This is a genomic window from Rugamonas sp. DEMB1 (genome assembly GCF_029834475.1).
GTDB lineage: Bacteria > Pseudomonadota > Gammaproteobacteria > Burkholderiales > Burkholderiaceae_D > Rugamonas > Rugamonas rubra.
This window is the reverse complement of the sequence record NZ_CP122407.1, coordinates 739,070-764,264: the sequence shown is the minus strand read 5'-3', so window position 1 is coordinate 764,264 and position 25,195 is coordinate 739,070. Positions and strand designations below refer to the sequence as shown.

The window sequence follows — 25,195 nt, the reverse complement described above, 5'->3', positions numbered from 1 at the left end:
GCCCCGCCTTGTGCCAGCGGCAACAGTTTTTTGTGTTCTTAAAGCAACAATTCAGCCGCCCGGCGGGCCGCCGATTGGTCGGAAAGCCAAGATTACCGCGCCCGCTTGCCGGCGCCGCCCGCCGCCCGCCGCGCCGGCGCGAAGTCGAACAGGTTCATCAGGTCGCCGATGGCCGGCCGGTTGCTCGGCACATAGGGGTCGTCGGCGCGGTGCCGCGGGTTGGGCAGGTTGTCGCGGCTGCGCGCCGACAGCGGCGGCAGGCCCCAGTTGCGCTCGATGAACTTGGCGATCGAGGCGTGGTCGTAATAGGTGTGGTCGACCGCGCCCGGCCTGGCCCAGGGCGAGATGGCGATCAGCGGCACGCGGGTGCCGTCGCCGAAGAAGTCGATCGGCTGCACATAGCCGGAGTCGTAGTAGCCGCCGCCCTCGTCGAAGGTGACCAGGATGGCCGTGTTGCGCCACAGCGCGGGGTTGCCGCGCACCCGTTCGAGCACGTCGGCCACCAACTGGTCGAAGCTGGGCTGCATGGCGTAGCCGGGGTGGCCGGAGATGCTGTCGTAGGGCGCGATGACGGCCACCGCCGGGAACGTCGCCGGCTCCTTGACGTCGACATAGAACTGCATCAGGTCGACCAGCTTGTCCTTGTCGGGGCCGTTCATGGTCGAGCCGAAGAAGGTCGGCGTGTCGCACATGCCGCAGTATTCCTTGTCGACCTTGAGGCCGTCGTTGCGCCCGCCGCTGTACCACTTCCAGGACACGCCGCCGGCCGTCATGGCGTCGCCGATGTGCGGCATGTTCTGCGGCGGCAGGACGAACTTGTCCGGCCCCAGCGCCAGCGGCCGGCCCAGCGGCGTGAAGGCCGGCTCCAGGTTGTTGACCATGTACCAGGTGTCGGCGGCGCAGTTGCCGTCGTTGAAGGCGCGGTAGGGCAGCGCCTCGAGCAGGCGGCGGATGCCGGCCACGCCGGGCTGGGCGCGGTCGGCGCAGTTGACGTAGGTGCCGCCGCGGTAGCCGTCCTCGGTGTACCAGTTGTTGCTGCCGGGCTGGGCGTCGGGGTTCTCGATCTGCTTGGCCGGCGGCGCGCCGGGCAGGCTGTAGACGCCGACGTCGGCGGTGGCCAGCGCGAAGTAGTTGGCGGTGGTGCCGCCCATCACCGGCTGGTGGTAGTTGTCGGCGATGGCGTAGCGCTCGGCCAGTTGGCGGAACAGCGGCGCGTCGCCGGCCGCCATGTTGTAGAAGCCCATCGCCACGCCGCCCTGCAGCGTCTTGCCCGGCGCCAGCGGGGTCGGCGTCGGGTTGGACGGGCCGGGGCCGGTCTGGTCGGCCACCCAGACGAACAGGTCGTGGCGGCCGCCGTTGACCTGCTGCCACATCTGGAAGAAGCGGTGGGTCGGGTCGCCGGTGTGGGCGCCGTAGCCGACGTGGCGGGTGATCTGGAACGGGCCGTTGGGCAGGTCGGCCGGGAAGCGCGCGTCGGGCACGTCCTGGCGCTGGCCGAAGGCGCCGCCGGCCCAGGGCTGCGGCAGGCGCTCGTAGAAGGCCTGCGGCGCCGGCGTCGGCGTGTAGGCGCCGTCCGAGCGGCCCAGCCGCTGCGCCGCGTCCTGGAAGCGCGGGCCGGGCGTGCCGTCGCGCTTGACGATGCCCTTCGACAGCAGGTTGGCGATGCTCTGCCCCTTGGGCGGCTGGTAGACGCCGTACAGGTTGTCGAAGGTGCGGTTCTCGCCGACGATGACGATCAGGTGCTCGATCGGCGTGGTGGCGGCGCCGGCGCGCGCGGCCGCCGGCGCCAGCAGGAGCGCCAGCGCCAGCAGCGGCGTCCACCGCCGTGGCGCCGGGACGGAGCGGCGGCGCGGCGCCGGCAGGCGTGGCGGCGGGCGCGGCGACCAGCACGGCGCCGGGCGCGGCTCTGGCGACGCTGCCGGGCGCGGCGCGAGTGGGCGCGGCGACGCCAGCGGGCCGGACGTGGCGGTGGAATGGCGGGCGCGGCGGCGCGGCGGGGTCGGGGTCATCGGCGGGTTCTCGGCAAATGGGCGGCGGCGCGGCGCCGCCAAATGAAAAAGGACAGCCCCGTCCCACGCCGGGGCGTGGGGCGGGCGCTGTCGCGGCGGGCCTTACAGCTTGCCGTTGAGGGTGACGAAGACCTGGCGCGGCGCGCCGGTCAGCATGGTGGCGAAGGTGCCGCTCGGGTCGGAGTTGGTGAAGCCGTTCGAGCCGATGGTGCTGAAGTAGGTCTTGTCGGCCAGGTTGCTGACGTTGACCTGCAGCGTCAGGTTGCCTTGACCATGCCGACCGATTTCCACTTGTAGCCGGCCGACAGGTTGGCGATCCAGTAGGACGGCACGGCGCCGTCGTTCAGGTAGGTGTAGTAGCGCTTGCCGGTGTACTTGCCGCCCAGGCGGCCGAACCAGCTGGCGTTCTCATACGACACTTCGGTGTTGAACATGGTGCGCGGCGCGTCGACCACCTGCTTGCCGCTGGCCGCCACCGTCTTGCCCTTCTCCAGGTAGTCGGACTTGTACTTGGAGTCGTTGAAGGTGAAGGAGTTGAACCAGCTCAGCTCGCGGGCGAACTTCCACACGGCGATCGCCTCCAGGCCGCGCGTTTCGACCTTGCCCACGTTGACCAGCTTGGTCGGGCAGCCGGCGATGCCGGCGCAGGTGGCGATGCTGATCTGGCGGTCGGAGAAGTCGGCGCGGTAGACGGCGACCGAACCCTGCAGCTCGGCGCGCTTGAAGCGGTAGCCCAGGTCGACGTTGGTCGAGGTCTCCGGCTTGAGCTGGGCGGCGCCCAGGTTGTAGGCCTCCTGGGTCTGCGAGAACGGGCCGTTGACGCCCGGCTGGAAGGCGCGCATGTTCTGCGAGGCCGAGGCGAAGATCTCGTCGTCGCGGCTCAGGCTGTAGCTCAGGCCGGCCTGCGGCAGGAAGGACTTCGAGGCGCTGATCTTGCCCTCGGCGCGCGAGGCGACGCGGTTGACCGCCTCGATGCTCACTTTCGGGCTCTTGAAGCCGAAGTTGAGCTTGAGCTGGCCGTCCATCGCGCTGACCGTGTCCTGCAGGTAGAACTGGGTGGTGTTGGTGGTGAAGTCCTGCTTGAACAGGGTCTTCATCGGGTTCGACAGGAAGTGGTTGCTGTCCTCCGGCCCCGTCACCGCGTACAGGTTGCGCGTGCCGGTGTGCAGGCTGCGCTCGCCCCAGAAGCCGGCGTTGACGGTGTGGCGGCCGAAGTCCCAGGCCAGGTCGGCGATGACGCCGTCGCGGCCGATCGAGTATTCGGTGGTGCGGATGGCGATCGGCATGGTCGGCGACGAGGCGGCGTACGGCGTGTACCAGTGGCCCTGGCCCTCGTTGTCGTGGTGGTACAGGGTGGTCTTCAGGCTGGTGGCCGGGCCCAGCTTGAGGTCCAGGCTCAGGCCGGCCAGCTTGTCCTTGCGCAGGCCGCGGCCCAGGTAGTAGGCGTCGTCCTGGTTGGTGACGGCGCCGCTGAACTTGTTGTTGGCGGCGTCGACGGCGCGCCGCCAGTCGGGCGCGTAGTTGTCCCAGCCGTGGCCGAGGCGCTTGGCCATCTCCAGCGACAGGTCCTGGTAGTCGACCTCGCTGCGGTCGGAGTAGTTGAAGAAGCCGGTCAGGGTGTGCTCGCCGAACTGGTGCTCGAAGCGCGAGTTGAACTGGTCCTGGTCCTGGGCGCCGGCGCCCTTCCACTTGTCGGCGCGCTGGCGCGTGCCGCTGAGGAACAATTTGGTGCTGCCGCCCAGCAGGCCGCTGTCGTAGCGCACGAAGGTGCGCGAGGTGGAGTCGCTGCCGACGGTCTGCGCCAGGGTGACGCCCTGCTCGTCGGCCGGGCCCAGGGTGACGAACTGGACGGTGCCGCCCAGGTTGCTGGTCGAGGCGGTGCCGAGCGCGCCGGCGCCCTGCGAGACGGCGACGCGGCCGATGTTCTCGGACGAGACGGCGCGGCTGATGTGCAGGCCATTGTTGTTGCCGTAGCTCATGTCGCCGAGCGGGATGTCGTCCAGGGTGAAGCCCAGCTGGCCCTGGCTGAAGCCGCGGATGCTGAAGCGGGTCGACCACTCGTAGGCGCCGAAGGGGTCGGCCGACTGGAAGTTCACGCCGGGCAGTTTTTCCAGGATCTTCAGCGGGCTGGTGCCGGGCAGCGCCTTGACCAGGTCGGCGCGGTTGATGTTCTGCACCTGGCGCGACTGGCCCTGGCCGGTGATTTCGACGGTCTGCACGGGCGCGGCGGCGGCGCCGGCCAGGCCGGCGGCGGCGCCGTCGGTGGCGTCGGCGGGGGCGGCGTAGGCCGAGCAGGCCAGCGCCTGCAACACCAGCAGGCAGATCGGTTTCAAACGGAGACGCTGTGACATGGGTTTCTTTCTTACGGGGTTTGGGGAGAAAGGGGGCGCAGGCCGCCTCGGCGGCATGGCAGATACATAACTTGCAGGATTGTAGGAGGGGGCCGTGACAGGCCGGTGACAGGGCGATGACGCCCGCGTGACAGTTGCGCGGCAACAACAGACATATAAAAAAAACCGCCGCGATGCGCTGCGGCGGTAAGGGGCAAGCGGGACGGCCGCTAGTCGCAGTTGCGGAAGCGGAAGGCGGCGATGCGGCTGCGCCAGGTGAAGCGGCCGCTGTTGGCGATGTATTGCTGGGTGTACCAGAAGGTGCAGTCGTCGACCGGGTCGACCGTCATGCCGCTGTAGTCGCCCCAACGGTTGAAGGTGTTGATCTGCACCCCGGCGCCGGCGACGATGGCGGCCTCGGCCTCGAGCGTGCCGGGCAGCTCGCTGCGCAGCCGGCCGCTGTAGCGCACGCCGGGGAACAGCGCCGCCCCGGCCACGCTGTAGCCGAGCGCGATGTCGCCGGCGCGGTCCATGGCGATGCCGGCCATCCAGCGGCTCAGCGCGTCCGGCGCGTGGGTGCCCTGCTGGTAGACGGCCGGGCCGGCGCCGGCGCCGGGGCCGGCGCGCAGCTCGTACCAGCGCACGCCCAGCGGGCCGTCGGTCGGCGCGCCCGGCTGCTGCACCGAGTGGTTGGCCAGCAGCACCTGGCGGTCGCCGAAGTTGCGGTAGGGCAGGCGGTACATCAGGCGGTCGCCGACCGAGTCGAGCCGCTCGCCGGGCGGCGGCTGGCGCACGCAGGGGCCGCCGAAGGTGCTCGGGCAGGCGATCGTGTAGGGCGCCACGGCCAGCGCCTGCGGCCCGCTCAGGCTGTCGGCGGCGAACGAGTAGCGCCACAGGAACAGGGTGTCGCCGTGGCCGGCGCCGTCGAAGTCCATGGCCAGCAGATAGTTGGCGCTGCCGGCCGGCGGCGGCGTGGTGCCGTCGAGGTCGGCCGGCAGCGCCGGGCCGAAGCTGTCGCCCAGGTCGCGGCAACGGCCCAGCGCGGCGGCGCCGGCCAGCATGGCGGCGCGGTCGTAGCCGCACACCTGCGGGCCGAAGTAGCCGCTGCCGCCGAGCGGTGCGAACAACACATAGGTGAGGTAGTAGGCGTCCGGCCAGATGCCCATCTTGGCGTAGTCGTTGAAGACGATGGCGTTGGCCGCGTCGCGGCTCTCGAACACGTAGCGGTGGTAGCTGCCGGTGGCGTCGGCGCTGGTGGAGACGGCGATGCACTGGTAGTAGGGGCCGCTGTCCTCGTCGGCGTCGAGCCAGGCGAACTGCGACAGCACCCAGCGGCCGGCCAGCTTGTCGTACTGGGCGATCGGGTCGCCCCGGTTGCTCAGGCGGCAGGCGTCGGCGCCCCGGCTGCCGCCGAAGCCGGCGAACAGCAGGTTGCCGTCGACGGGGCCGAGCAGCAGGGCGCCGGCCTTGTCGTAGACGGCCAGCTCGGTGTTGACCCACTGCACGTACTGGCTGGCGCCGACGGCGCCGTTGGCGTCCGACGGCGCGCCGCTGTTGGCGCCGACGCCGTCGATGTTGACCAGGGTGGCGCCGGTGTTGACGCGCGGCGCGCCGGTGGCGGCGGCGGTGCCGGCGGCCGTGCTGGCGACGGTGGGAGTGGCGGAGACGGAGGCGGAGGCGGAGGCGGCACCGGCGGCGGCGCCGTCAGCGGCAACGGTGGCGCTGGTGGCGGCTTCGGCCCCAGCCGCGGCGGCGGCGGCGGCGGACGGGGGACGGACCGGCGCCTGCGGCCGGCCGCGCATGGCCGGCGTCACCAGGCGCAGCGGAAACACCCGCACCTGTTGTGGCGCCGTGCGGGCCGCCGCGCCGCGCGCCAGCTCGGCCAGCGGAGCGCCGGTGTCGTGGGCCTCGTCGCGCTGGACGCTGGCGGCCGGCGCAGCAGCGGCAGCAGCAGCAGCAGCAGCAGCAGCAGCAGCAGCAGCGGCGGCAGCGGCGGCGCCGGGCAACGGCGCGGCGGCCAGCGCACTGGCGCACAGCAGCGCCAGCGCGTACCGGCGGCCGCATGACGGCGATACGGCGGCGCCGCCGCGCAGCGGGTTCACGAGCGCCCCCAAGCGGCCGGCCGGCCGTCGCCGTGACCACCGCCATCGCCGCCGACGTCATCGGCGCGACGGGCGCCGACGCGCCGCCTCAGCAGCAACACCGCCAGGCCGGCGCCCAGCAGCGCCGCCGGGCTCGGCTCCGGCACGACGCCGGTCAACTGGAAGGCGTGCTCGCTGCCGTTGGCGCCCCAACTGGCGCCACCGTTGTAGGACTCGCGCCCGTCCGGCCCGCCGTTGGCCGCCGCCGTGGCCCAGTAGAAATCGTTCGGGTCGCCCATCTGGCCGAAGCCGCCGTTGTGCAGCACCAGCCAGTAGCGGCCGGCCGCCAGCGCCAGCGGCGCGTTCAGGTCCAGGCCGTACTGGTAGCCGTCCAGGCCGGCCTGGACGGCGCCGGTGGCGCTGCGCGCGACGGCGCCCTGCTGGCCGCTGGCCAGCAGGGCGCCGACCGTGCCGCCGGCGTCGGCGGCGATGGCCCAGGCGATGCTGTTGCGGTAGGCGCCGGCCGCCTCGAAGGTCCAGAAATGCAGGTCGCTGAGCACGGCGCCGCCGCCGAGCACGAAATCGTCGGCCTGCCAGGCGATGCCGGCGTTGTTGGCGCCGGCGCCGTCCGGCCCGCCGTTGTCGTACAGCACGCCGGCGGCGGTGGCGCCGCCGGTCCAGCCGGCCAACAGGCAACACAGCGCCGCCAGTCGGCGCCATGGTCGAAGCAAGTGTCGTGGTGTCATCGCAGCCCCCTCGTGCGGTGCCGGCCCGTGCCGGCGTTCGCCGTGCCCGCCGCGCTGCGGCAGGCCCTGCGGCAAGGTGAGCAAGATGAATGCCCGGCGCCGCAATCGCCTTTAATTCAAGCGCTTGCGCGCGGCCGGCCGCCGTCGCCGCGTCCGCTTGTCAATTCCGCCGACAACGGCGGCCCGACGTGCACGCACTCGGTAGACTGTGCACCGGGGCGATGGGCGCGGTGCTCGCGGTGCGGGCGGCGCGGGCCACGCTGGGCGGCTGAGGCCGCCACCGGCCACCACGGCCGGGCCGAAGCGGTGTAAGCTGGCGCCATGCCCACTCTGGAGGACGCCACCATGCGGCGCACTTGCCACCTGGCCGCCGTGCTGGCGGCGCTGGCCCCGACCCTGCCGACCAGCCTGGCGCTGGGCCTGACACTGGCGCTGGCGCCGCCGCTGGCCGCAACGGCCGCCGCCCAGGGCATCGAGCGGCCCTTCCCGCCCGACGCGCTGCGCGGCAAGATGACGCCAGGCTACTTCCCCGACCTCCTGATCGACGGCAAGCCGCGCCGGCTGGCCGCCGGCGCCCGCATCTTCAACCAGGACAATATGATCGCCATGCCGGCCACCTTGCGCGGCAGCGACATCGTGGTCAACTACACGGTCGACGCCGCCGGCATGCTGGAGCGCGTGTGGATACTCAACGACGACGAGGCGGCCCGCCCCGCGCCGGCCGCCGCCAAGTGAGGTGGCCGGGCGGCAAGGCGCGCCGGCCGGGCGGCACCATTGGCGCAGCCGCTGCCGCTGCCGCTGCCGCTGCCGCAGCCGATGCCGGTGCCGTTGCCGGTGCCGGCGCCCGCCGGCGCCGCACCGGCGTCCCGCGCCAGCGCTAGCGCCCGGCCAGCGCCAGCGACGGGCGCGCCGGCGCCGCCGCGCCGGCCCGGCCCTGCGGCGCCGCGCGGCCGCCGGCCGCGCCGCCGAGCTCGCTGGCGTCGAGCCGGAACACGCTCATCGCCGCCACCAGGCTCTGCGCCTGGTCCTGCAGGCTGGCCGAGGCGGCGGCGGTCTGTTCGACCAGGGCCGCGTTCTGCTGCGTCATGTCGTCCATCTGCGTCACGGCCTGGTTGATCTGTTCGATGCCGCTGCCCTGCTCGGCCGAGGCGGTGGCGATCTCGCCCATGATGCCGGTGATGCGCGCCACGCTGCCGACGATCTCCTCCATCGCCTTGCCGGCGCTGTCGGCCAGCCGGTTGCCGGCCTCGACCTTCTCCACGCTCTGCGCGATCAACTCCTTGATCTCCTTGGCCGCCGCCGCCGAACGCTGCGCCAGGTTGCGCACCTCGGAGGCCACCACGGCGAAGCCACGGCCCTGCTCGCCGGCGCGGGCCGCCTCGACCGCCGCGTTCAAGGCCAGGATGTTGGTCTGGAAGGCGATGCCGTCGATCACCCCGATGATGTCGACGATGCGGTGCGAGCTGGCGTTGATCTCGCCCATGGTGCGCACCACCTGCGCCACCACCGCGCCGCCGTGGCTGGCCACGCCGGCGGCGCCGGCCACCAGGGTGTTGGCCTGGCGCGCGTTGTCGGCGTTCTGCTTGACCGTCGAGGTCATCTGCTCCATCGACGAGGCCGTCTGCTCCAGGCTGGAGGCCTGCGCCTCGAGCCGGCGCGAGACGTCGGCGTTGCCGCTGGCGATGTCGCGCGTCGCCGCGCCGATGTTGTCGATGCTGCCGCGCACGTCGCCGACAATGTGGCGCAGGCTGTCGTTCATCTCCTTCAGGGCGCGCAGCATGCGCCCGACCTCGTTGGGCGGGCCGGTGTCGAAGTCGCCCACCAGGTCGCCGCCGGCGACCCGCTCGGCCACCAGCACGGCGTGCCGCAGCGGCCCGGTGACCGAGCGCGAGATCATCGCGGCGACGGCGCCGGCCAGCGCGATCAGGCCCAGCATGCTGGCCAGCATCAGCCAGCGGGTGCGGTGGAAGTCGCCGATCTTCTCGGCCATCAGCTCCTCGAGCACCGCGCCGGACGCGCCGTTGAGCTTGAACTGGGCGTCGATCGCCTGGGTCGCCAGGGTCACGTACTGGTCGGCCGCGTAGCTCAGTTGCTCGGGCTTGACGATCTGCTCGCTGGCGGTGCGCACCAGGCCCTGCGCCAGGCCGGCCGCCTCGCGCATCGCCTCGCCCAGGCGGCTGGCCAGGCGCGGGTTCTCGCTGGCGGCCTTGTTGAAGGCGGCCTGGGTCTGGTCCAGGCGGTCGCCGACGCGGCCGGTGTAGATCGACAGCGCGATGCGCTCCTCGGCCGAGGCCTCCTTGCGCGCCAGCATGCCGGCGCCCTGGGCGCGCGTCTTGCCCAGCTCCTCGGTCAGGTAGGGCAGTTGGTAGAACATGGCCTGGATCAACTGGTAGCTGTCCTTGTCCGGGTCCAGGCTCAGGCCGTAGTGGTCGCCCACCAGGTCGTTCACCCGCAGCAACAGCGGCACCAGCGCCGTGTGGCCGGCGAAGCTCTGCGGCACCGTCAGGCGGCGCGCCACCACGCCCTCGCGCAGCGCGTCCCAGTCGCGCCGGGAGGCGGTCCAGGCCGCCGTCACGCCGTCGTCGCCCATCGCCTTGACGATGGCGTCGACCTCGCCGTAGGCGCGGTCCGCCTCGGCCTGCTTGGCGGCCCGCTTGGCCTCGCCGCCGGCCACGCCGCCCAGGCTGAGCGCGGCCAAGCCGCGATGCTGCTGGGTAAACTGGATGGTTTTCAGCACCGCCGCCACCCTGACCAGACCCTGTTGCTCGGACTGGTAGGCGTCCAGGCTCTTGCCCGCCTCGCGCACATAGAAGAAGGTGGGCACCGCCGCCAGCAGCAGCGCGATCAGACTGAGGATCAGGAATTTATGTGGCAGCCGCAGGCCACCGACGACAGAATAGGCACTCATGGCACGCTCCGCAAAGTGGTGTCGGACAGGCAGGCGACAAACTTGCATCACCGATGTATCTATTTCTCATCATAATCATTATGCGCCGCAAATGCAGCGTTTTCTGACACGTGCGCGACTTTTCCTACAAGCGGGCCGCGCGCTGTTGCCAGATGGCACCGACGGGTGCGCGCGCGTAGCCAAACGGCGGGAAACTAGTCATACTAAGTTGCAAGCTTTCACCGTTGTCGACCGCACCGAACACCACCCGCGGGGCCCGCCATGAGAACACTGTTGACCTGCTTCGCGCTGTCGCTCTGCCTGGCCGGGCGGGCCGCCGCCGCGCCCGCCGCCATCCCGCCGCCGCCGCCGACTGCGCTGGTACTCAACACCTCCTTCTTCGCGCCGGTCACCTCGCCCGAACGCGACGGCGTGCTCGACCTGTTCTACGCCGAGCTGTTCGGCCGGCTCGGCCTGCGCGTCGAAATCCAGGCCTCGTCGGCCGAGCGCGGCCTGCTCAACGCCAACAGCGGCGTCGACGACGGCGACGTCTCGCGCGTCGCCGGCATCGAACGCGACTACCCCAATCTGCTGCGCGTGCCGGAGCCGGTGATGGCCTACCAGATGGTCGCCTTCAGCCGCCGCCACGACTTCGCCGTGGCCGGCGCCGCCAGCCTGGCGCCCTACGACGTCGGCATCCTGACCGGCTGGAAAATTCTCGAACGCAACATCGTCGGCAGCCGCTCGCTGCAGAAGCTCGAAACCGGCCGCCAGTTGTTCGCCATGCTCGACAAGGACCGCATCGACGTCGCCGTGATCGAAAAGCTCGAGGGCCTGCACTTCATCCAGAGCATGGGCTTGCGCGGCGTGCGCCAGTTGCGGCCGGCCTTCGTCGAGGGCGACTGGTTCCTCTACCTGCACCGCCGCCACGCCGCCCTGGTGCCGCTGCTGGCCGCCGAGATCCGCCGCATGAAGGCCGACGGCAGCCACCAGCGCATCTTCGACGGCGTGCTGCGCCGCTACCCGCAGTAGGCGCCCGCATGGAGTCGCTCCGCACCTGGTTGCACAAGTCCGCCGGCAACAGCCTGGGGCGCCGCTTCGCCGTGCTGATCCTGGTGTTCAGCTCGGTGGTGACGCTGGTCTCGACGGTGTTCCAGCTGGCCATGGAGTACCGCCGCGACGTCGACGAGGTCGGCCTGCGCCTGCGCCAGATCGACAGCAGCTACGCCGACAGCCTGGCGTCTAGCCTGTGGATCACCAGCGGCCGCGACCTCGAGCTGCAGCTGCAGGGCATCCTGCGCCTGCCCGACCTGCAGTACGTCGAGGTGAGCAACGAGCACGGCCAGGTGGTGGCGCGCGCCGGCGCGCCGCGCGCCGACGGCGTGCTGGGCCGCGACTTCCCGCTCAGCTACGCCCACCGCGGCCGCCTGCTGCGCATCGGCACGGTGCGCGCCGTGGCCAGCCTGGACGGCGCCCGCCAGCGCCTGCGCGACAAGGTGGTGGCCATCCTGATCTGGCAGACCATCAAGACCTTCCTGGTCTCGCTGTTCATCCTGGTGCTGTTCCAGCTGCTGGTCGGACGCCACCTGAAGCGCATCGCCGCCTACTCCGACCTGCTCTCGGCCGGCCGCATGCAGCAGCCGCTGACGCTGGAGCGGCGCGGCAGCGGGCGCAACGCCCACGACGAGCTGAGCCAGATGGTGGCCGCCCTCAACGCCATGCGCGAGCGCCTGCACCAGGCCTTCCGCGACCTGCAGGACAGCGAGTACCGCTGGAAGCACGCGCTCGAGGGCGCCGGCCACGGCGTCTGGGACTTCCACATCGCCAGCGGCGTGGTGCTGTACTCGCACCGCTGGAAGGAGATGCTGGGCTACCGCGACGACGAGCTGCCCGACCTGCTCGAAACCTACCAGCGGCTGGCCCACCCGGACGACCTGCGGCGCGCCCTCGTCCTGCTCGCCGGCAACTTCGACGGCAGCACCAAGACCTACGCCATCGAGCAGCGCATGCGCTGCAAGGACGGCAGCTGGAAATGGGTCGAGGCGCGCGGCATGGTGGTCGAGCAGGACGCCGCCGGCCGCGCCACCCGCATGATCGGCACCCACACCGACATCAGCGCCCACCGCGCCGCCGCCGAACAGATGGCCGCCCTGCTGGCGCAGGCCGAGCAGGCGCGCGCCGAGTTGCGCAGCGCCAACGAGGGGATGGAGGCCCAGGTGGCCGAGCGCACCGCCGAGCTCGAACGCGCCAACCGCGAGCTGGAGGCCTTCTCCTACTCGGTCTCGCACGACCTGCGCAGCCCGCTGCGCGGCATCGACGGCTGGAGCCTGGCGCTGCAGGAGGACTACGCCGACCGGCTCGACGCCACCGGCCTGGCCTACCTGGCCCGGGTGCGCGGCGAAAGCCAGCGCATGGGCCAGTTGATCGACGGCATGCTCGAATTCTCCCGCCTGGGCCGCGCCGCCCTGGCCTGCCACCCGCTCGACCTGTCGGCGCTGGCGCGCACGGTGGCGGCGCGGGTGGCCGAGGCCAACCCGGCGCGCGCCCTCGAATTCGACATCCAGCCCGGCCTGCGCGCCTGGGGCGACGCCCGCCTGCTCGAGGCGGCCCTGCACAACCTGCTGGAGAACGCCTGCAAGTTCTCCGCCATGCGCGCGCCGGCCCGCATCGCCTTCGGCCGCGCCGACGTCGTCCCGCCCGGCCCGGCCGCGCCGGCCGTGCCGGCCGAGTCTGCCGAGTCTGCCGTGTCTGCCGTGTCTGCCGAGTCTGCCGTGTCTGCCGTGTCTGCCTATTTCGTGCGCGACAACGGCGCCGGCTTCGACATGGCCCACGCGCAACAGCTGTTCGGCGTCTTCCAGCGCCTGCACAAGGCCAGCGAGTTCGCCGGCACCGGCATCGGCCTGGCCACCGTCCAGCGCATCGTGCAACGCCACGGCGGCGCCATCTGGGCCGTCGCCGCGCCCGGCGCCGGCGCCACCTTCTACTTCACCCTCAAGGAACCGCCATGCACGGCAAAGTGATCCTGCTGATCGAAGACAACCCCAGCGACATCGCGCTGACCGAGCGCGCCCTGCAGCGCAACAACATCACCAACACCCTGGTGGTGGCGCAGGACGGCCAGGAGGCGCTCGACTACCTGTTCGGCGAGGGCGCCCACGCCGGCCGCGACCCGGGCAGCCTGCCGGTGCTGGTGCTGCTCGACCTCAAGCTGCCCAAGATCGACGGCCTCGAGGTGTTGCGCCGCGTCCGCGCCGACCCGCGCACCCACCGCGCCCCGGTGGTCATCCTGACCTCCTCGCGCGAGGAGCAGGACATCGCCGCCGGCTACGACCTGGGCGTCAACAGCTACATCCGCAAGCCGGTCGACTTTCTCCAATTCAATGAAACCATCCGCCAGCTCGGGCTATACTGGCTGGTAATCAACGAAGCGCCGTGAGCGACCATGATGACGCCCCTTTCCATCCTGCTGGTTGAGGACTCCGACAGCGACGCCGAGCTGCTGCTGCGCAGCCTGCGCCAGGCCGACTTCGACGTCGCCGCCACCCGCGTCGACGACGAGGCCGGCATGCGGCGGGCGCTGGCCGCGCCGCACTGGGGACCTGGTCATCTCCGACTACAACCTGCCCGGCTTCAGCGCCAGCGCCGCCCTGGCCCTGCTCGGCGAGGCCGGCCTGGACCTGCCCTTCATCGTCGTCTCGAACAACATCGGCGAGGAGACGGCGGTGCTGCTGATGCGCGCCGGCGCCCACGACTACGTAATGAAGGGCAACCTGGCGCGGCTGGCGCCGGCCGTCAAGCGCGAACTCAAGGAGGCCGAGCGGCGCCGCCAGCACCGCGCCGCCGCCCAGGCCCTGCGCGACAGCGAGGAGCGCTGGAAGTTCGCCCTCGAGGGCGCCGGCTACGGCGTGTGGGACTGGGACATTCCCAGCGGCAAGGTCGTCTTCTCCGCCTGCTGCACCGCCATGCACGGCTACGCCGACGGCGAGATCGAGGCCAGCATCGACGGCCGCGACGCCCTGCTCCACCCCGCCGACCGCGAGCGGGTGCAACAGGCCATGCGCGACTACTTCGCCGGCGCCACGCCGCGCTACAAGCAGGAATACCGCGCCCGCTGCCGCGACGGCAGCTGGAAATGGGTGCTCGACAACGGCATGATCGTCGGCCGCGACGAGCACGGCGCGCCGCAGCGCATGATCTGCATCCGCATCGACCTGTCCGAGCGCAAGCGGGTCGAGCAATCCTTGCAGGAACTCAACGAGCAGCTGGAAAGCCGGGTCGAGGCGCGCACCAGCGAGTTGCGCCAGGCCATGGCGCAGATCATCGAATCGGAGAAGCTGGCCTCGCTCGGCGTGCTGGTGGCCGGCGTCTCGCACGAGCTCAACACGCCGATCGGCAACATGGTGCTGGCCGCCACCGCCCTGCACGACAAGCTCAAGGAGCTGAGCGGCGCCATCGAACGCAACCAGCTGACCCGCTCCGGCCTGCAGCACGGTCTGGCCGACTGCCTGGGCGCCAGCGAGATCATCGCCCGCAACGGCCACCGCTCCAACGACCTGATCGAAAGCTTCAAGCGCGTCTCGGTCGACCAGACCAGCCAGCGCCGGCGCACCTTCGACCTGCGCACCACCGTGCAGGACAGCCTGACGGCGCTGGGCGCCATCACCCGCCGCGCCAAGGCCACCGTCGAGCTGAACATTCCCGACGGCATCATGCTCGACAGCTACCCCGGGCACCTGGAACAGATCATCAACAACGTCATCATGAACTCGATCACCCACGGCTTCGACGGCATGCCGGACGGCCACATCGTCATCGAGGCGCGGCGCGACGGCGACATGGTCGAACTGGTCTACAGCGACAACGGCCACGGCATCGCCGCCGAGCTGCAGCACAAGGTGTTCGAGCCCTTCTACACCACCAAGCTGGGCCAGGGCGGCTCCGGCCTCGGCCTGTCCATCGTGCACAACCTGGTGCAGGCCATCTTCAAGGGCCAGTTGCGCCTCGACAGCAGCCCCGGCCAGGGCGTGCGCCTGCAATTCACCTTCCCGGCGCAAACCCCGCTGCCCAACAACGCCGCCGGCGCGGGCGATGGCGGCCAGATCGACGGCGATGGCTTTACCATCCCGCCGTTTGGCACCATGTAGGGGGCCGGGCCGGGCCGGGCCGGGCCGGGCTAGCTGGCCGGCAAGGCCAAGCCCGGCTCGGGCTATACCGGGCTGGGGTTCAGCTCGGCGAAACCGCGCTGGTGCCAGTAGGGATAGGCCGGCGTGACGGCGCTGGCCGCGTCCAGCGCCGCCATCTGCGCCGCCGTCAACTGCCACCCCACCGCGCCCAGGTTCTGCCGTAGCTGCGCCTCGTCGCGCGCGCCGACCACCACCGTCGCCACGCCGGGGCGTTGCAACAACCAGTTCAGCGCGATCTGCGCCACCGTCTTGCCGGTCTCGGCCGCAACCAGGTCGAGCGCATCGACGACGCGGAACAACAACTCGTCGGCCACCGGCGGCCCCATCTCGGCCGTCTTGTGCAAACGGCTCTGCTCGGGCAGCGGCTGGCCACGGCGGATCTTGCCCGTCAGGCGGCCCCAGCCGAGCGGACTCCACACCATCGCGCCGACGCCCTGGTCCAAGCCCAGCGGCATCAACTCCGACTCGTAATCGCGGCCCACCAGCGAGTAATACGCCTGATGGCAAACATAACGCGGATAACCATAGCGCTCGGCCGTCGCCAGCGACTTCATCAAATGCCAGCCGGAGAAATTGGACACGCCGACATAACGGATCTTACCGGCCCGCACCAAATCGTCCAGCGTCGACAACACCTCCTGCACCGGCGTGTGGGCATCGAAACCATGCAATTGAAACAGGTCGATATAATCGGTGCCCAATCGTTTCAATGCCGCGTCGCAAGCCTGGATCAAATGGAAGCGCGACGAGCCGACGGCGTTGGGATCGTCGCCGCTGCGAAAAGTCGCCTTGGTCGAAATTAATACCTTATCGCGCCGGCCCTTGATCGCCTCGCCCAACACGGATTCGGCCACGCCGCCGGAATAGACATCGGCGCTATCGAACATGGTTAATCCGGCGTCCAGACAAACATCCACCAAACGCTTCGCCTCGGCCACATCGGTATGTCCCCACGCGCCGAAAAACTCCCCCTTACCGCCAAACGTGCCCGTGCCGAAACTTAATACCGGCACCTTGAAACCGGACGCACCCAAGTAACGATGTTCCATCATTCACCTCTTCGCTAAGAAATTGTTTCTGAATTGAATGGGCCAGACACGACAAGAGGCCCCGACTGTGCAATATACCGGGGAATGGATTTGCTTGCCGCCGCCTTCCCAGTTTATCCAAAGCGCCGGGGTAGGCGCCCATGAAACAGCCCGTCCCGCCTTGCACTTATGCCAAAATTTAGCACGAATAAACCAGAATTCGGCTTGGCACTTACGCGTAGGCGCCACAGGGCCGATAAAGCCGAACTTCCCCAACTATCCAATCGATAAAATGCTGCTGCTTGAGTTTAGATATCTCCTGCTGTTGCCACACCAACCAATATGGATAGGCGTAAGGCACAGCAATACCGCTTACCTGGATCAAGTCACCTTTTTCCAATGCTCCCGACACCAAACTCCTACGCTCCAGCGCAACGCCTTGCCCCAATAACACGGCACCCAAGACGATATTCGAATCATTGGCGAACAAACCATCGCGGCTATTCGGCTCGGCCACGCCGGCCGCCTGACACCATTCCGTCCATGGCGCATCCGGCGTGCGAACCAACGGACACGCCATGATTTCCCCGGCCGACGTTGGAATATCGCCCTCGCGGAAACGCGGTGAACACACCACGATTAACTCATCCTCGAACAAGGCCTGCTTTTCCATATCCGGCCAATGCCCCTGCCCCATGCGGATACCAATATCGACCAAACCGCTGCGCAAATCCTGCACCGCCAAACTGGTCTGCAAACGCAGCCGATAATACGGATGCAGCGCGCGAAAACTATCCAGCCGGGGAACTAACCAATGCAAGGCAAAGGACGGCAGGGTAGCGATCACCAGCTCGCTATCCTGCGGCCGCCCCTGCGCCAATTGCGTCGCCTGGACAATGCCGCGCAGCGCCGCGCGAATATCCAGCGAATACAGCCGGCCCTCGTCGGTCAGCCGCAGCCCCCGCCCCTCGCGCACGAACAGCGCCAGCCCCATCAACTCCTCCAGCAGCTTGATCTGCTGGCTCACCGCCGAATGCGTGACGTGCAGCTCGCGCGCCGCCAGCGTCACGCCGCCCAGGCGCGCCACCGCCTCGAAGCAACGCAGGGCGGTCAGGGGAGGCAAATGCATCATGTAAGAATTCCTAACGTAATCCGTCGATTATTATCGCTATTCGGATCGGCAGGCGCGACATACACTGTTTCCTCGCGCTTTTACCGCCTTTGACGAGATCGCCGCGCAGAATCGGCCCGATCCGCCATCAAACTGATAGTTATTCTAACGGGGAAACAATGAAACTGATCGGAATGCTGGACTCACCCTACGTCCGCCGCGTCGCCATCTGCCTCAAGCTGCTCAAGCTCGACTTCGAACACCAGTCGATCTCCGTCTTCAGCACCTACGAGCAGTTCAAACAAATCAACCCCGTGGTCAAGGCGCCAACATTGGTGCTCGACAACGGCCAAACGCTGATGGACTCGACGCTGATCATCGACTACCTGGCCCACTTGACGCCGGCCGGCGCCAAACTGCAGCCGGAGGGTGCCGAGGCGCACCTGCGCGCCTGCCGGCTGACCGGCCTGGCGTTGGCCGCCGCCGAAAAAGCCGTGCAGATCGTCTACGAACACAAGCGTCCCGAGGACAAGCAGTACGCGCCCTGGCTGGCGCGCGTCAGCGAGCAACTGCTGGCGGCCTGCGCTGCGCTCGAGGCCGACTTGAGCGCCACGCCCCTGCCGACGCCGGGCCAGCCCTTCGGCAACGCCGAAGTGACCATCGCCGTGGCGTGGAACTTCATCCAGATGATGATGCCGACCTTGGTCACCGCCGACCATTCCCCCCAGCTCAAGGCCTTCTCGGCCCTGGCCGAACAGCGCGAGGAATTCATCGGCACGCCGGCGGAATAGGCCGTCAGGCCATCCGCCCCGCAATTCCAGGGATAAATTTTTTCCCTCCCAGTATTGTGCTTGCCGCCGCGCCACCCCATCTTAGTTGGGCAAGAACACCCGTTCTTGCCCAACCACCCGGGAAAACATGCCGCAAGACGCAACGCCAACGGCGTCCGCCATCCATTGCGCCGACTGCGCCGTGCGCCGACTCTGCCTGCCGATGGAACTCGGCACGGCCGACGTGGACAAGCTCGACCGCATCGTCGCCCGCCGCTTCCCGCTAGCCCAGGGCGAGCGGCTGTACCGCACCGGCGCCCCGTTCGCCAGCCTGTACGCCGTGCGCGCGGGGCAATTCAAGGCCTACCGCATCAACCGCGACGGCAGCGAGCAAGTCACCGGCTTCCACTTCAGCGGACAGCTGCTGGGGCTGGACGCCATCGCCAGCGGCGTGCACAGCTGCGAAGTGGTGGCGTTGGAGGATTGCGCCGTGTGCGAGCTGCCCTTCGCCGACCTGGAGGCGCTGCTGGCCAAGATGCCGGCGCTGCGCCAGCAATTCCACCGCATGGTCGGCGAGGAGATCGCCCGCATGCAGAGCGTCGTGCTGCTGCTGGGCAAAATGAAGGCGCGCCAACGCCTGGCCACGCTGATCGTCCGCGCCGCCTCGGTCTACGAGGCGCGCGGCTATGCGATCGACAAGTTCCAGCTGCGCATGACGCACGAGGGCCTCAGCAACTACCTCGGCGTCACGCGCGAATGCGTCAGCCGGCAGTTGACCAAATTCAAGCAGGAGGGATTGGTGCGGGTGGCGCCGCGCGAGCTGGAGGTGCTCGACTTGCCGGCGATCAAGGAGATCGCGGCGGGCGCGGTCCGCTAGTGTAGTGTTGCGTTCTTGGGGGCGCATATAAAAATGATGCATTTGCCCGCCAAGCTAGGCGCCAACCGGAGCGATAGCGGGCTATCGCGAGGATTGGCAACGACGCATGGCGGGCAAAGGCGCATTTTTATGCGTCAACAAGGACGCAACACTACACTAGCCGGCGGAGCCGGGCGGAGCCGGGCGGAGCCGGGCGGACCCGGCCGCGCCGGCGCGCTCAGTTCGCCGTCGGTTTCCCGCATTCGCCGCAAAAACTCGCGTCGGGTTCCAGGCCGGTGCCGCAGCCGGTGCAAAACTGCCGCGCCCCGAGCGCCGTCGCCAGCGCGCCGGCCGCCACCGGCACCGCCGGCAACAGCCCCGCCGCGCTGGCGCCACCGACCAGTTGCGCCATCACGCCGATCTGTTGCGCACGTTCGAAGTCCTGCGCCGAGCTCGGCGCAACCACCATCGAGCGGGCTTCGCCGAACTGTTTCAACGACGCGGCGATCTCATCGGCCAGGCCGGGCAGGCCGCGCATGCCGATCAACTGACGCTGGGCGTCCTTGCCGAAGATCACGGTGTCGATTTCGGACACCCAGACACGCATCGTCATCGACTCGACATTGATGACACTCTTGCTGGTCTGCACGTTGCCGGACAGCTGGTTGCCGACGCGCACGTCGGCGGACTCGAAACTGCCGCCGATGTCGACCCAGATCAACTCCGAGACGAAGTCGAAGCGGCCCCACAGCACGTGCGCGGCGCGGTAGCAGAACACGCCGATGATGAACTGGCTGAGCGAAAACGCCAGCGTCGTCGAGGCCGGCGCGGCGGCCACGATGTCGCGCGCGGCGACGAAGGCGCCGGCGGTGCCGGCGACCAGATACACCAGCGCCAGCCCGGTCAGGCAGGTCAGCCAAAAGAACTGCGGCTGCGACAAGGCGTGGCCGACGCCGGTGGCGATGCGGTTGGGTAGCGGACGCGGCTGGCTCTCCTCCAGCAACTCGGCCGTGAACTGGCCCTGCCGCCCTTGGATCTGCGGCGAACGGCGCGTGTAGCGCCGGTTTGGAATATTGCTGTACCAACGGCCCATCAGCATGCGGTCGAGCTCCTCGACCAGCTTGTTCGGATGGGCGTTCATGGTCACCGTCTCGGTGACGCGCGCGGCGCCGACGGCCTGCGGCGGCGGCTGCAACTGCCTCCTCAGCGCCAGGCCGAAGACGGCGCAGCCCAGCAGCGTGCACAGCAGCGCGCCGCAGACGACACCGTTGATCGAAATGCCGTCCAGCGCCGGCAGATGCGGCGACAGCAGGCCCAGCAACACCGGCCCCAGCACCGCCAGCACGATCAGGCTGACCAGCCCGCCCATGCCGACGTTGGCGGCCTCGGTGACGCCGCCGCCGTTGCCCCGCTGCACCATCGGCCGCATGATCTGGAAGAACGCGAAGGCGCCGTAGGCCAGGCCGATCCAGCCGTTCAAGGGACCGGCACCGAACATCAACCAGCACAGCAGGAAGCTGAGAAAGGTCGCGCTCAAGGCGAGGAAATTGTTGAACTGGGTTTGCGCCGACGCCTGGATCACCCTGGGCGCGAAGATCAAATGCGGCAACCAGGCGTACAGCAGGCCGTTGAGCGGCCCGGACGGCTCGTTGAAGGTCAGCGCGTTCTGCCGCAGCGTTTCCTTGTAGTAGGCCGCCCGCTGGCTGTCGCCGTCCTGCTCCGGCGCCACCGTGGCGGCCAGGCTGTCGGGCCGGTTGCGGCCGAAGAAATAGCGCAACTGGGTGAACGCGCGCGCCAACAGCGCGATGCCGAAAAACAGCAGGCTGGCGGCGATGCCCAGCACGGCCAAGGCCCGCCCGTCGAGGCCGCGCGCGATGTTGTCGCGGATGCCGAGCATGATGACGATGCCCACCAGGATCATCAAGCCGCCGGACAACAGCAGGGCCAGATTCTCCACCTTGTACGGATTGGGAAATTCGAAGACCTGGTTGTCCGGGTTGAATTCGTAACTCATAGACACTCGTGTGAAATGAAGGTGGTTAACGGAGCGCCGGCGCCGCCCATCAAGGGCGCGCCGGCGCGCACTGCCAAGGCTGGGCGACTACAGCGGGTTCTTGGCCCCGCATTCGCCGCAGAAAACATCGTCCGCCGCCAACGGCGCGTGGCAACTGGCGCAGGCGCGCGCGGCGGCGGCCGGCGTAGCCGCTGTGGCTGGTGCGACCGACGCGGCCGGTGGGGTCGGCGCGGCCTCCTCCGGCGCACGCTGCGCCGCCTTGACCTCCTGCAACTTGGCACTGGCGCGCTCGCGCGCCTCCTGCGCGCGCCGTTTGGCCTCGTCCACATGGCCGCGCAACTGCTCCTCGGCAGCATCGAAGTGCAGACCTTCAATGGTTTGCAGATAGATCAGGCAAGTGCCGTTGATGAAGGTCAGGAAAGGAATGATCATGCCCACGGTGAACAGCAGCCCGGTGGCAAAAGCGAAGGCGCCGAAATAGGAGGTCGCGCCGTCCATGCCGTAGCCGCCCAGGCCACCCATACCGCCCATACCGCCCATACCGCCCATACCGCCCAGCATCATGCTTTGGACCATGCCCATCGCGTTACCGGAGGCATTGATGCCGACCGCCGAGGACAAGCCCAGCGTCGTCATATAGCCGGTCATCAGCACAAAGGTCACCACGCCGGACAGGAACAGCACCAGCATCGAGAGGATGACCAGTTGGGTAATCACCGGCAGCAAACGCTGGCGCACGATCACCAGCATGCGCGCCGCCGTTTCCCAGATCGTGTTGCCGGACCAAATGGCCGGCGCCGCCAGCGGCATCACCACATAGAACATGCCGGCCGTGGTCAGCCCCAGGATCACCGTCAAGATGGGAAAGGCGACGCTGTAGACCAAGGGCCCGAGGCCGGGAATTTTACACACGGCCAACACCAGCAAGGTCGCCAAGGCCAAGCCGACAAAGGCCAGGAACAACAGTACGGCCAGCCCCAACAAGCGGTGAACGGTGAACAGCGCCTGCAGGAAGGCGTCGACCAGGCCGATGTCCTGGCCCTGGGAACGACGCATCAGGACGATGCCAACGGACGAGTAACCGACCAGGCCGAGCACCAGGGACAGCAGGAAAAACAGGCCGCCCAACAACACGCTGCTCTTGGCCAGCCAGCCGCTCAGGGCCAGGAACAGGAAAAAGGCGAGCCCGGCCAGGGCGCTCATCGCCAGTGCGCGCCAATTGGTGACGGCTTCGGCGGCGCGAAGTAGTGCGTAGGAGTTCGATCCGGATGGAGCTGCTGTGGTCATGTTGGTTCCTATGAGAGGTCGAATCGAGTGGCTCAGCGGTCAAGCGAGGCCAGAGTGCGCGCGCCGGACAACTCGGCCACCTGCATATTGGTTTCCTTGGCGATCATCGGACGGCCGTTGAGGAACACCTGGGTCTTCAAGCGGTAGATGCCCTGCGGCGCGCCCTGCGGCAAACGCAGCGTGAAACTGTTGTCGTACTCGCCGCTGCCGGCGCTGTCGTTGACTTTTTTCTCGCCGCGCTTGAACTCCTCGCCCGTCGGCGCGTAGGCGATCAGCACTTCGCGGATTTCCTGCACCGGCTCGTTCGCGCCGGACACGGCGCGGATGGTCGACTGGATCTTGATCGCGTCGCCCGCCTTGACGATGCCGTTGGGGGTCACCAGGGTGGAATAGGAATCGATCTTGGCGTTGGGCGGCAACTGGTTGCGGTTGCTCACCCGGTATTGGCGGTCCACCTCGGCGGAGGACTTGGTCTGGCGCGAGGCGATCTCGACGACGGCGCAGGCGGCCAGGCCGGCCACGGCGCCCTTCACGGCGCCGCTCTTGCCGCCAAGGACGGCGCCCAGCAGCGCGCCGCCAGCGCCGAAGGCGGCGCAACGCATGGCGGTGTCGCTGTTACTCGACCCGCCGGCCGATTCGCCGCCGGTGGTGGCGCAACCGCTGAGCAACAAGCTGCCGGTGCAGACGGCAAGGATGGTTTTCTGGATGTTCATAATGTGTCCTGTGGTTTAGTCGATCGAAGTGCCGGATTTCAATGCTTCCATTTGCTTGCTCTTGGCCCGCTCGATGAGCGCCGTCGCGGCGCCGTTGCGCGGCTCCAGCAGCAAAACGGTCTCCGCCGTGGCGATCGCCTTGTCGTACTGGCGGGCGGAGATATAACCGTCGGCCCGGCTCAGCAAGGCGCCAACCTTGCGCGCCAAACCGTCGGCGGCGGCACCGTCGGCCAGACTCGGCACGACGCGCGCCGGCGCCGCGGGCGGCAAGGGCTTGGCCAAGGCCAGCGGTTTGGGTGCGACGGTCGGTGCCGGCTTGACGACGGGCGCCGGGATGGAAGCCGGGGCCGGCGCAGGTGCCGGGATTTCCTCTTGCACGGCGACAGGTGCCGGGCTGGCGGGTGCTGCCGGAACAGCCGGTGCCGAGCTTTCCGCCGCAGCCGCGCCAGTATCGGCCGGGACGGATGCGGCGGCATCGGTCGGCGCATCCGGCACGGCCACCGTGCCGGCTGCCTTCTGGCCGCTCCACCACAGATAGCCCCCACCTGCGCCGGCCACCGTCACCAGCGCCGCGAGCACGATTGCAGTGACCTTCAGCCTGTTGTCCACTGGGGCACCGGACGATACCGTCTTCGCTACGTATTCTGGCGCGATTTCAGGCTTAGGGGCGGGGGCGGGGGCGGGGGCGGGGGCGGGGGCGGGGGCGGGTGCGGGTGCGGGTGCGGACTGCAGATCGTTCGACTCGGCGGTGGCGGCAACATCGGAGGCGGTCGCAGCGAAGACAACTGCCGCTGGTGGCAAACTCGGCTTGCTTAGTTCTACCGGCTTCGTCGCTGCGTCCACACTCACAGTGGTTCCACACTTCTTGCAAAATTTCGCACCGACGACTAGTGGATGGCCACAACTACGGCAATTCGCCGCGCCCGTGTCAACCGGAGATGCTGCGACGACACTATTCTGATCTGGACCCAGCGGCGCCGGCCAGACCGGAGGGAGGCTGGCCGGAAAACCTCCTGTGACACCGTCGAAAGCGGCGCCGACGGCGCGGCACAACCGCATTTTTTACAAAATTTCGCGCCCGGTGGCAAGCTGCTGGCGCAGTCCGGGCAATTCGCCACCGAGAGGGCATCTTGCGCGGCAAGCACACTGCCGCAGGCCTTGCAGAACTTCGTGCCGTCCTTGTTCGCGGTGCCGCATTTTCCGCAATTCGCCATCAATCACCCCTCTTGTCTAGATTTTATTAAAATTTCCAGGAATCAATATTTCCAGATGATAATAGCACTTATGGCAACGTGTGTCTAACGGGCAATACTAGAAACAATACGGATGAGCATGTTTTCCATGTATTTCGTTAGAAAAGCGTGGAGTTGACGCCAAACGCAGGCGAAGGCCGCACTCCGCACAGTCGGAAGGCTGGTGCTTATTTGAAAAAGAGAGTGAGCAATTAGGCAAAACAATTTGCAGTGTGCCTGTGAGCGCGGTCGACGGCAATGCGGCGCGAGAGGTGTCGGAGCTGCGTTTGTGATGAATCAAGCAGATGTCCAAAGCGGCGGGAGGCGCCGGCCCAAAACGACAAGAGGGAGATGCGTTCGCCTCACGCATCCCCCTCTTGTCTTGTCGCCGCGCGAACCAACGTTGCGTGGCCTTCTCAGGTTGGCCACAACAACATGGTGGCCGCTATCTCGCTATCGCAGATGATTGATTGCTTCCAACGTTTTACCAACCGCATTGTGCGCGGCGATCCACCCCCGAAGCCAGCAGCACGGACTGACACTCGGCACACTCGCTGAATGGAGCGCAATCGTGTTTCAACTCAACATAGTGGGCGCCGACGATTTGTTTGCCGGTGTAGCTGTCCACCTTGCCCGGCTTGGTCGACTTGGCCGACTTGGCGTTCAAGGAACCGATCGCCTTGCCCAGCGTGCCGACCTCCTGCGAGGGGTCGAGCCAACGCTCGAAGGCGCTGGCGTTTTGCCCGTCGGGCACATACCAAGCCTTGCGGTCGGCGTTCCAGCGCGCGCCAAGCGCCTTCGCCTGGTCTTTTTCCGAGAACGGAACTTTTAGAAGAATCATTTTTTCAAGGCCATAAAAGACGGGGTCAACCACGGAACGAGCAACGTTCCGCTTCAGTTGGCATATTTTACGCTGGGAAGCCAAGGAGGATCGCATTCGCCACGCGA

The 25,195-nt window shown here is 68.5% G+C and carries 21 protein-coding genes; 7 read left to right on the top strand and 14 right to left on the bottom strand.

Annotation, left to right across the window (positions count from 1 at the left end):
• Nucleotides 1-92: 92 nt before the first annotated feature.
• The 5 genes from QC826_RS03595 to QC826_RS03575 form a co-directional block, all read right to left on the bottom strand.
• Nucleotides 93-2,009, bottom strand: coding sequence for an alkaline phosphatase family protein (locus tag QC826_RS03595; RefSeq protein WP_279764430.1), 1,917 nt, complete (start codon nucleotides 2,007-2,009; stop codon nucleotides 93-95).
• 102 nt (nucleotides 2,010-2,111) lie between these two features.
• Complete coding sequence (locus QC826_RS03590; RefSeq protein ID WP_279764429.1) at nucleotides 2,112-2,300, bottom strand: hypothetical protein; 189 nt, start codon at nucleotides 2,298-2,300, stop codon at nucleotides 2,112-2,114.
• Nucleotides 2,267-4,360: a TonB-dependent receptor gene (locus QC826_RS03585; protein ID WP_279764428.1), complete on the bottom strand. Its 2,094-nt coding sequence runs from the start codon at nucleotides 4,358-4,360 to the stop codon at nucleotides 2,267-2,269. The genes QC826_RS03590 and QC826_RS03585 overlap by 34 nt, the downstream gene beginning before the upstream one ends.
• A gap of 209 nt (nucleotides 4,361-4,569) precedes the next feature.
• On the bottom strand, nucleotides 4,570-6,441 hold the full coding sequence (locus tag QC826_RS03580) for a hypothetical protein (protein WP_279764427.1): 1,872 nt from the start codon (nucleotides 6,439-6,441) through the stop codon (nucleotides 4,570-4,572).
• Entirely contained in the window at nucleotides 6,438-7,166 is a 729-nt protein-coding gene (locus QC826_RS03575; protein WP_093382946.1) for a PEP-CTERM sorting domain-containing protein, read from the bottom strand. The genes QC826_RS03580 and QC826_RS03575 overlap by 4 nt, the downstream gene beginning before the upstream one ends.
• 321 nt (nucleotides 7,167-7,487) lie before the next feature.
• Here QC826_RS03575 and QC826_RS03570 point away from each other — a divergent pair, with 321 nt between their 5' ends.
• Complete coding sequence (locus QC826_RS03570) at nucleotides 7,488-7,901, top strand: hypothetical protein (protein WP_245774039.1); 414 nt, start codon at nucleotides 7,488-7,490, stop codon at nucleotides 7,899-7,901.
• A gap of 142 nt (nucleotides 7,902-8,043) precedes the next feature.
• Here QC826_RS03570 and QC826_RS03565 read toward each other — a convergent pair whose 3' ends face one another.
• Complete coding sequence (locus QC826_RS03565; RefSeq protein WP_279764426.1) at nucleotides 8,044-10,074, bottom strand: methyl-accepting chemotaxis protein; 2,031 nt, start codon at nucleotides 10,072-10,074, stop codon at nucleotides 8,044-8,046.
• Between the two features lie 261 nt (nucleotides 10,075-10,335).
• Here QC826_RS03565 and QC826_RS03560 point away from each other — a divergent pair, with 261 nt between their 5' ends.
• The 4 genes from QC826_RS03560 to QC826_RS03545 are packed head-to-tail and all read left to right on the top strand — an operon-like array spanning nucleotide 10,336 to nucleotide 15,197.
• Nucleotides 10,336-11,085, top strand: coding sequence for a substrate-binding periplasmic protein (locus QC826_RS03560; RefSeq protein ID WP_139236240.1), 750 nt, complete (start codon nucleotides 10,336-10,338; stop codon nucleotides 11,083-11,085).
• 8 nt (nucleotides 11,086-11,093) lie between these two features.
• The gene (locus QC826_RS03555; protein WP_279764425.1) at nucleotides 11,094-13,073 is read left to right on the top strand and encodes a PAS domain-containing protein; all 1,980 of its coding nucleotides are present in this window, start codon (nucleotides 11,094-11,096) and stop codon (nucleotides 13,071-13,073) included.
• Nucleotides 13,058-13,489: a response regulator gene (locus QC826_RS03550; RefSeq protein WP_279764424.1), complete on the top strand. Its 432-nt coding sequence runs from the start codon at nucleotides 13,058-13,060 to the stop codon at nucleotides 13,487-13,489. Before QC826_RS03555 ends, QC826_RS03550 begins: the two co-directional genes overlap by 16 nt.
• Before the next feature lie 34 nt (nucleotides 13,490-13,523).
• A complete protein-coding gene (locus tag QC826_RS03545) occupies nucleotides 13,524-15,197 on the top strand; it encodes an ATP-binding protein (protein WP_279764423.1) in 1,674 nt (557 codons plus the stop codon).
• A 62-nt stretch (nucleotides 15,198-15,259) separates the two neighbouring features.
• Here the strand turns inward: QC826_RS03545 and QC826_RS03540 are convergent, their stop codons facing one another.
• Together QC826_RS03540 and QC826_RS03535 are read right to left on the bottom strand one after the other, a co-directional pair.
• Entirely contained in the window at nucleotides 15,260-16,285 is a 1,026-nt protein-coding gene (locus QC826_RS03540; RefSeq protein WP_279766371.1) for an aldo/keto reductase, read from the bottom strand.
• Between the two features lie 211 nt (nucleotides 16,286-16,496).
• Entirely contained in the window at nucleotides 16,497-17,396 is a 900-nt protein-coding gene (locus tag QC826_RS03535; protein ID WP_279764422.1) for a LysR substrate-binding domain-containing protein, read from the bottom strand.
• A 158-nt stretch (nucleotides 17,397-17,554) separates the two neighbouring features.
• Between QC826_RS03535 and QC826_RS03530 the strand changes: the two genes are divergently transcribed.
• Together QC826_RS03530 and fnr are read left to right on the top strand one after the other, a co-directional pair.
• On the top strand, nucleotides 17,555-18,166 hold the full coding sequence (locus QC826_RS03530; protein ID WP_279764421.1) for a glutathione S-transferase family protein: 612 nt from the start codon (nucleotides 17,555-17,557) through the stop codon (nucleotides 18,164-18,166).
• 127 nt (nucleotides 18,167-18,293) lie between these two features.
• Entirely contained in the window at nucleotides 18,294-19,022 is a 729-nt protein-coding gene (fnr, locus tag QC826_RS03525) for a fumarate/nitrate reduction transcriptional regulator Fnr (RefSeq protein ID WP_279764420.1), read from the top strand.
• A gap of 217 nt (nucleotides 19,023-19,239) precedes the next feature.
• Here fnr and QC826_RS03520 read toward each other — a convergent pair whose 3' ends face one another.
• The 6 genes from QC826_RS03520 to QC826_RS03495 form a co-directional block, all read right to left on the bottom strand.
• On the bottom strand, nucleotides 19,240-21,015 hold the full coding sequence (locus QC826_RS03520) for a zinc ribbon domain-containing protein (protein WP_279764419.1): 1,776 nt from the start codon (nucleotides 21,013-21,015) through the stop codon (nucleotides 19,240-19,242).
• A gap of 87 nt (nucleotides 21,016-21,102) precedes the next feature.
• Entirely contained in the window at nucleotides 21,103-22,302 is a 1,200-nt protein-coding gene (locus QC826_RS03515) for a hypothetical protein (RefSeq protein ID WP_279764418.1), read from the bottom strand.
• Between the two features lie 32 nt (nucleotides 22,303-22,334).
• Nucleotides 22,335-23,015: a hypothetical protein gene (locus QC826_RS03510; RefSeq protein WP_279764417.1), complete on the bottom strand. Its 681-nt coding sequence runs from the start codon at nucleotides 23,013-23,015 to the stop codon at nucleotides 22,335-22,337.
• Nucleotides 23,016-23,030: 15 nt separating this feature from the next.
• Nucleotides 23,031-23,624: a hypothetical protein gene (locus QC826_RS03505; protein ID WP_279764416.1), complete on the bottom strand. Its 594-nt coding sequence runs from the start codon at nucleotides 23,622-23,624 to the stop codon at nucleotides 23,031-23,033.
• Between the two features lie 278 nt (nucleotides 23,625-23,902).
• Nucleotides 23,903-24,229 carry a zinc ribbon domain-containing protein gene (locus tag QC826_RS31540; RefSeq protein WP_409567858.1) on the bottom strand — a complete coding sequence of 109 codons (327 nt, stop codon included), beginning with the start codon at nucleotides 24,227-24,229 and terminating at the stop codon, nucleotides 23,903-23,905.
• A gap of 502 nt (nucleotides 24,230-24,731) precedes the next feature.
• Nucleotides 24,732-25,121: a DUF5710 domain-containing protein gene (locus tag QC826_RS03495; RefSeq protein WP_279764414.1), complete on the bottom strand. Its 390-nt coding sequence runs from the start codon at nucleotides 25,119-25,121 to the stop codon at nucleotides 24,732-24,734.
• Between the last annotated feature and the right edge of the window lie 74 nt (nucleotides 25,122-25,195).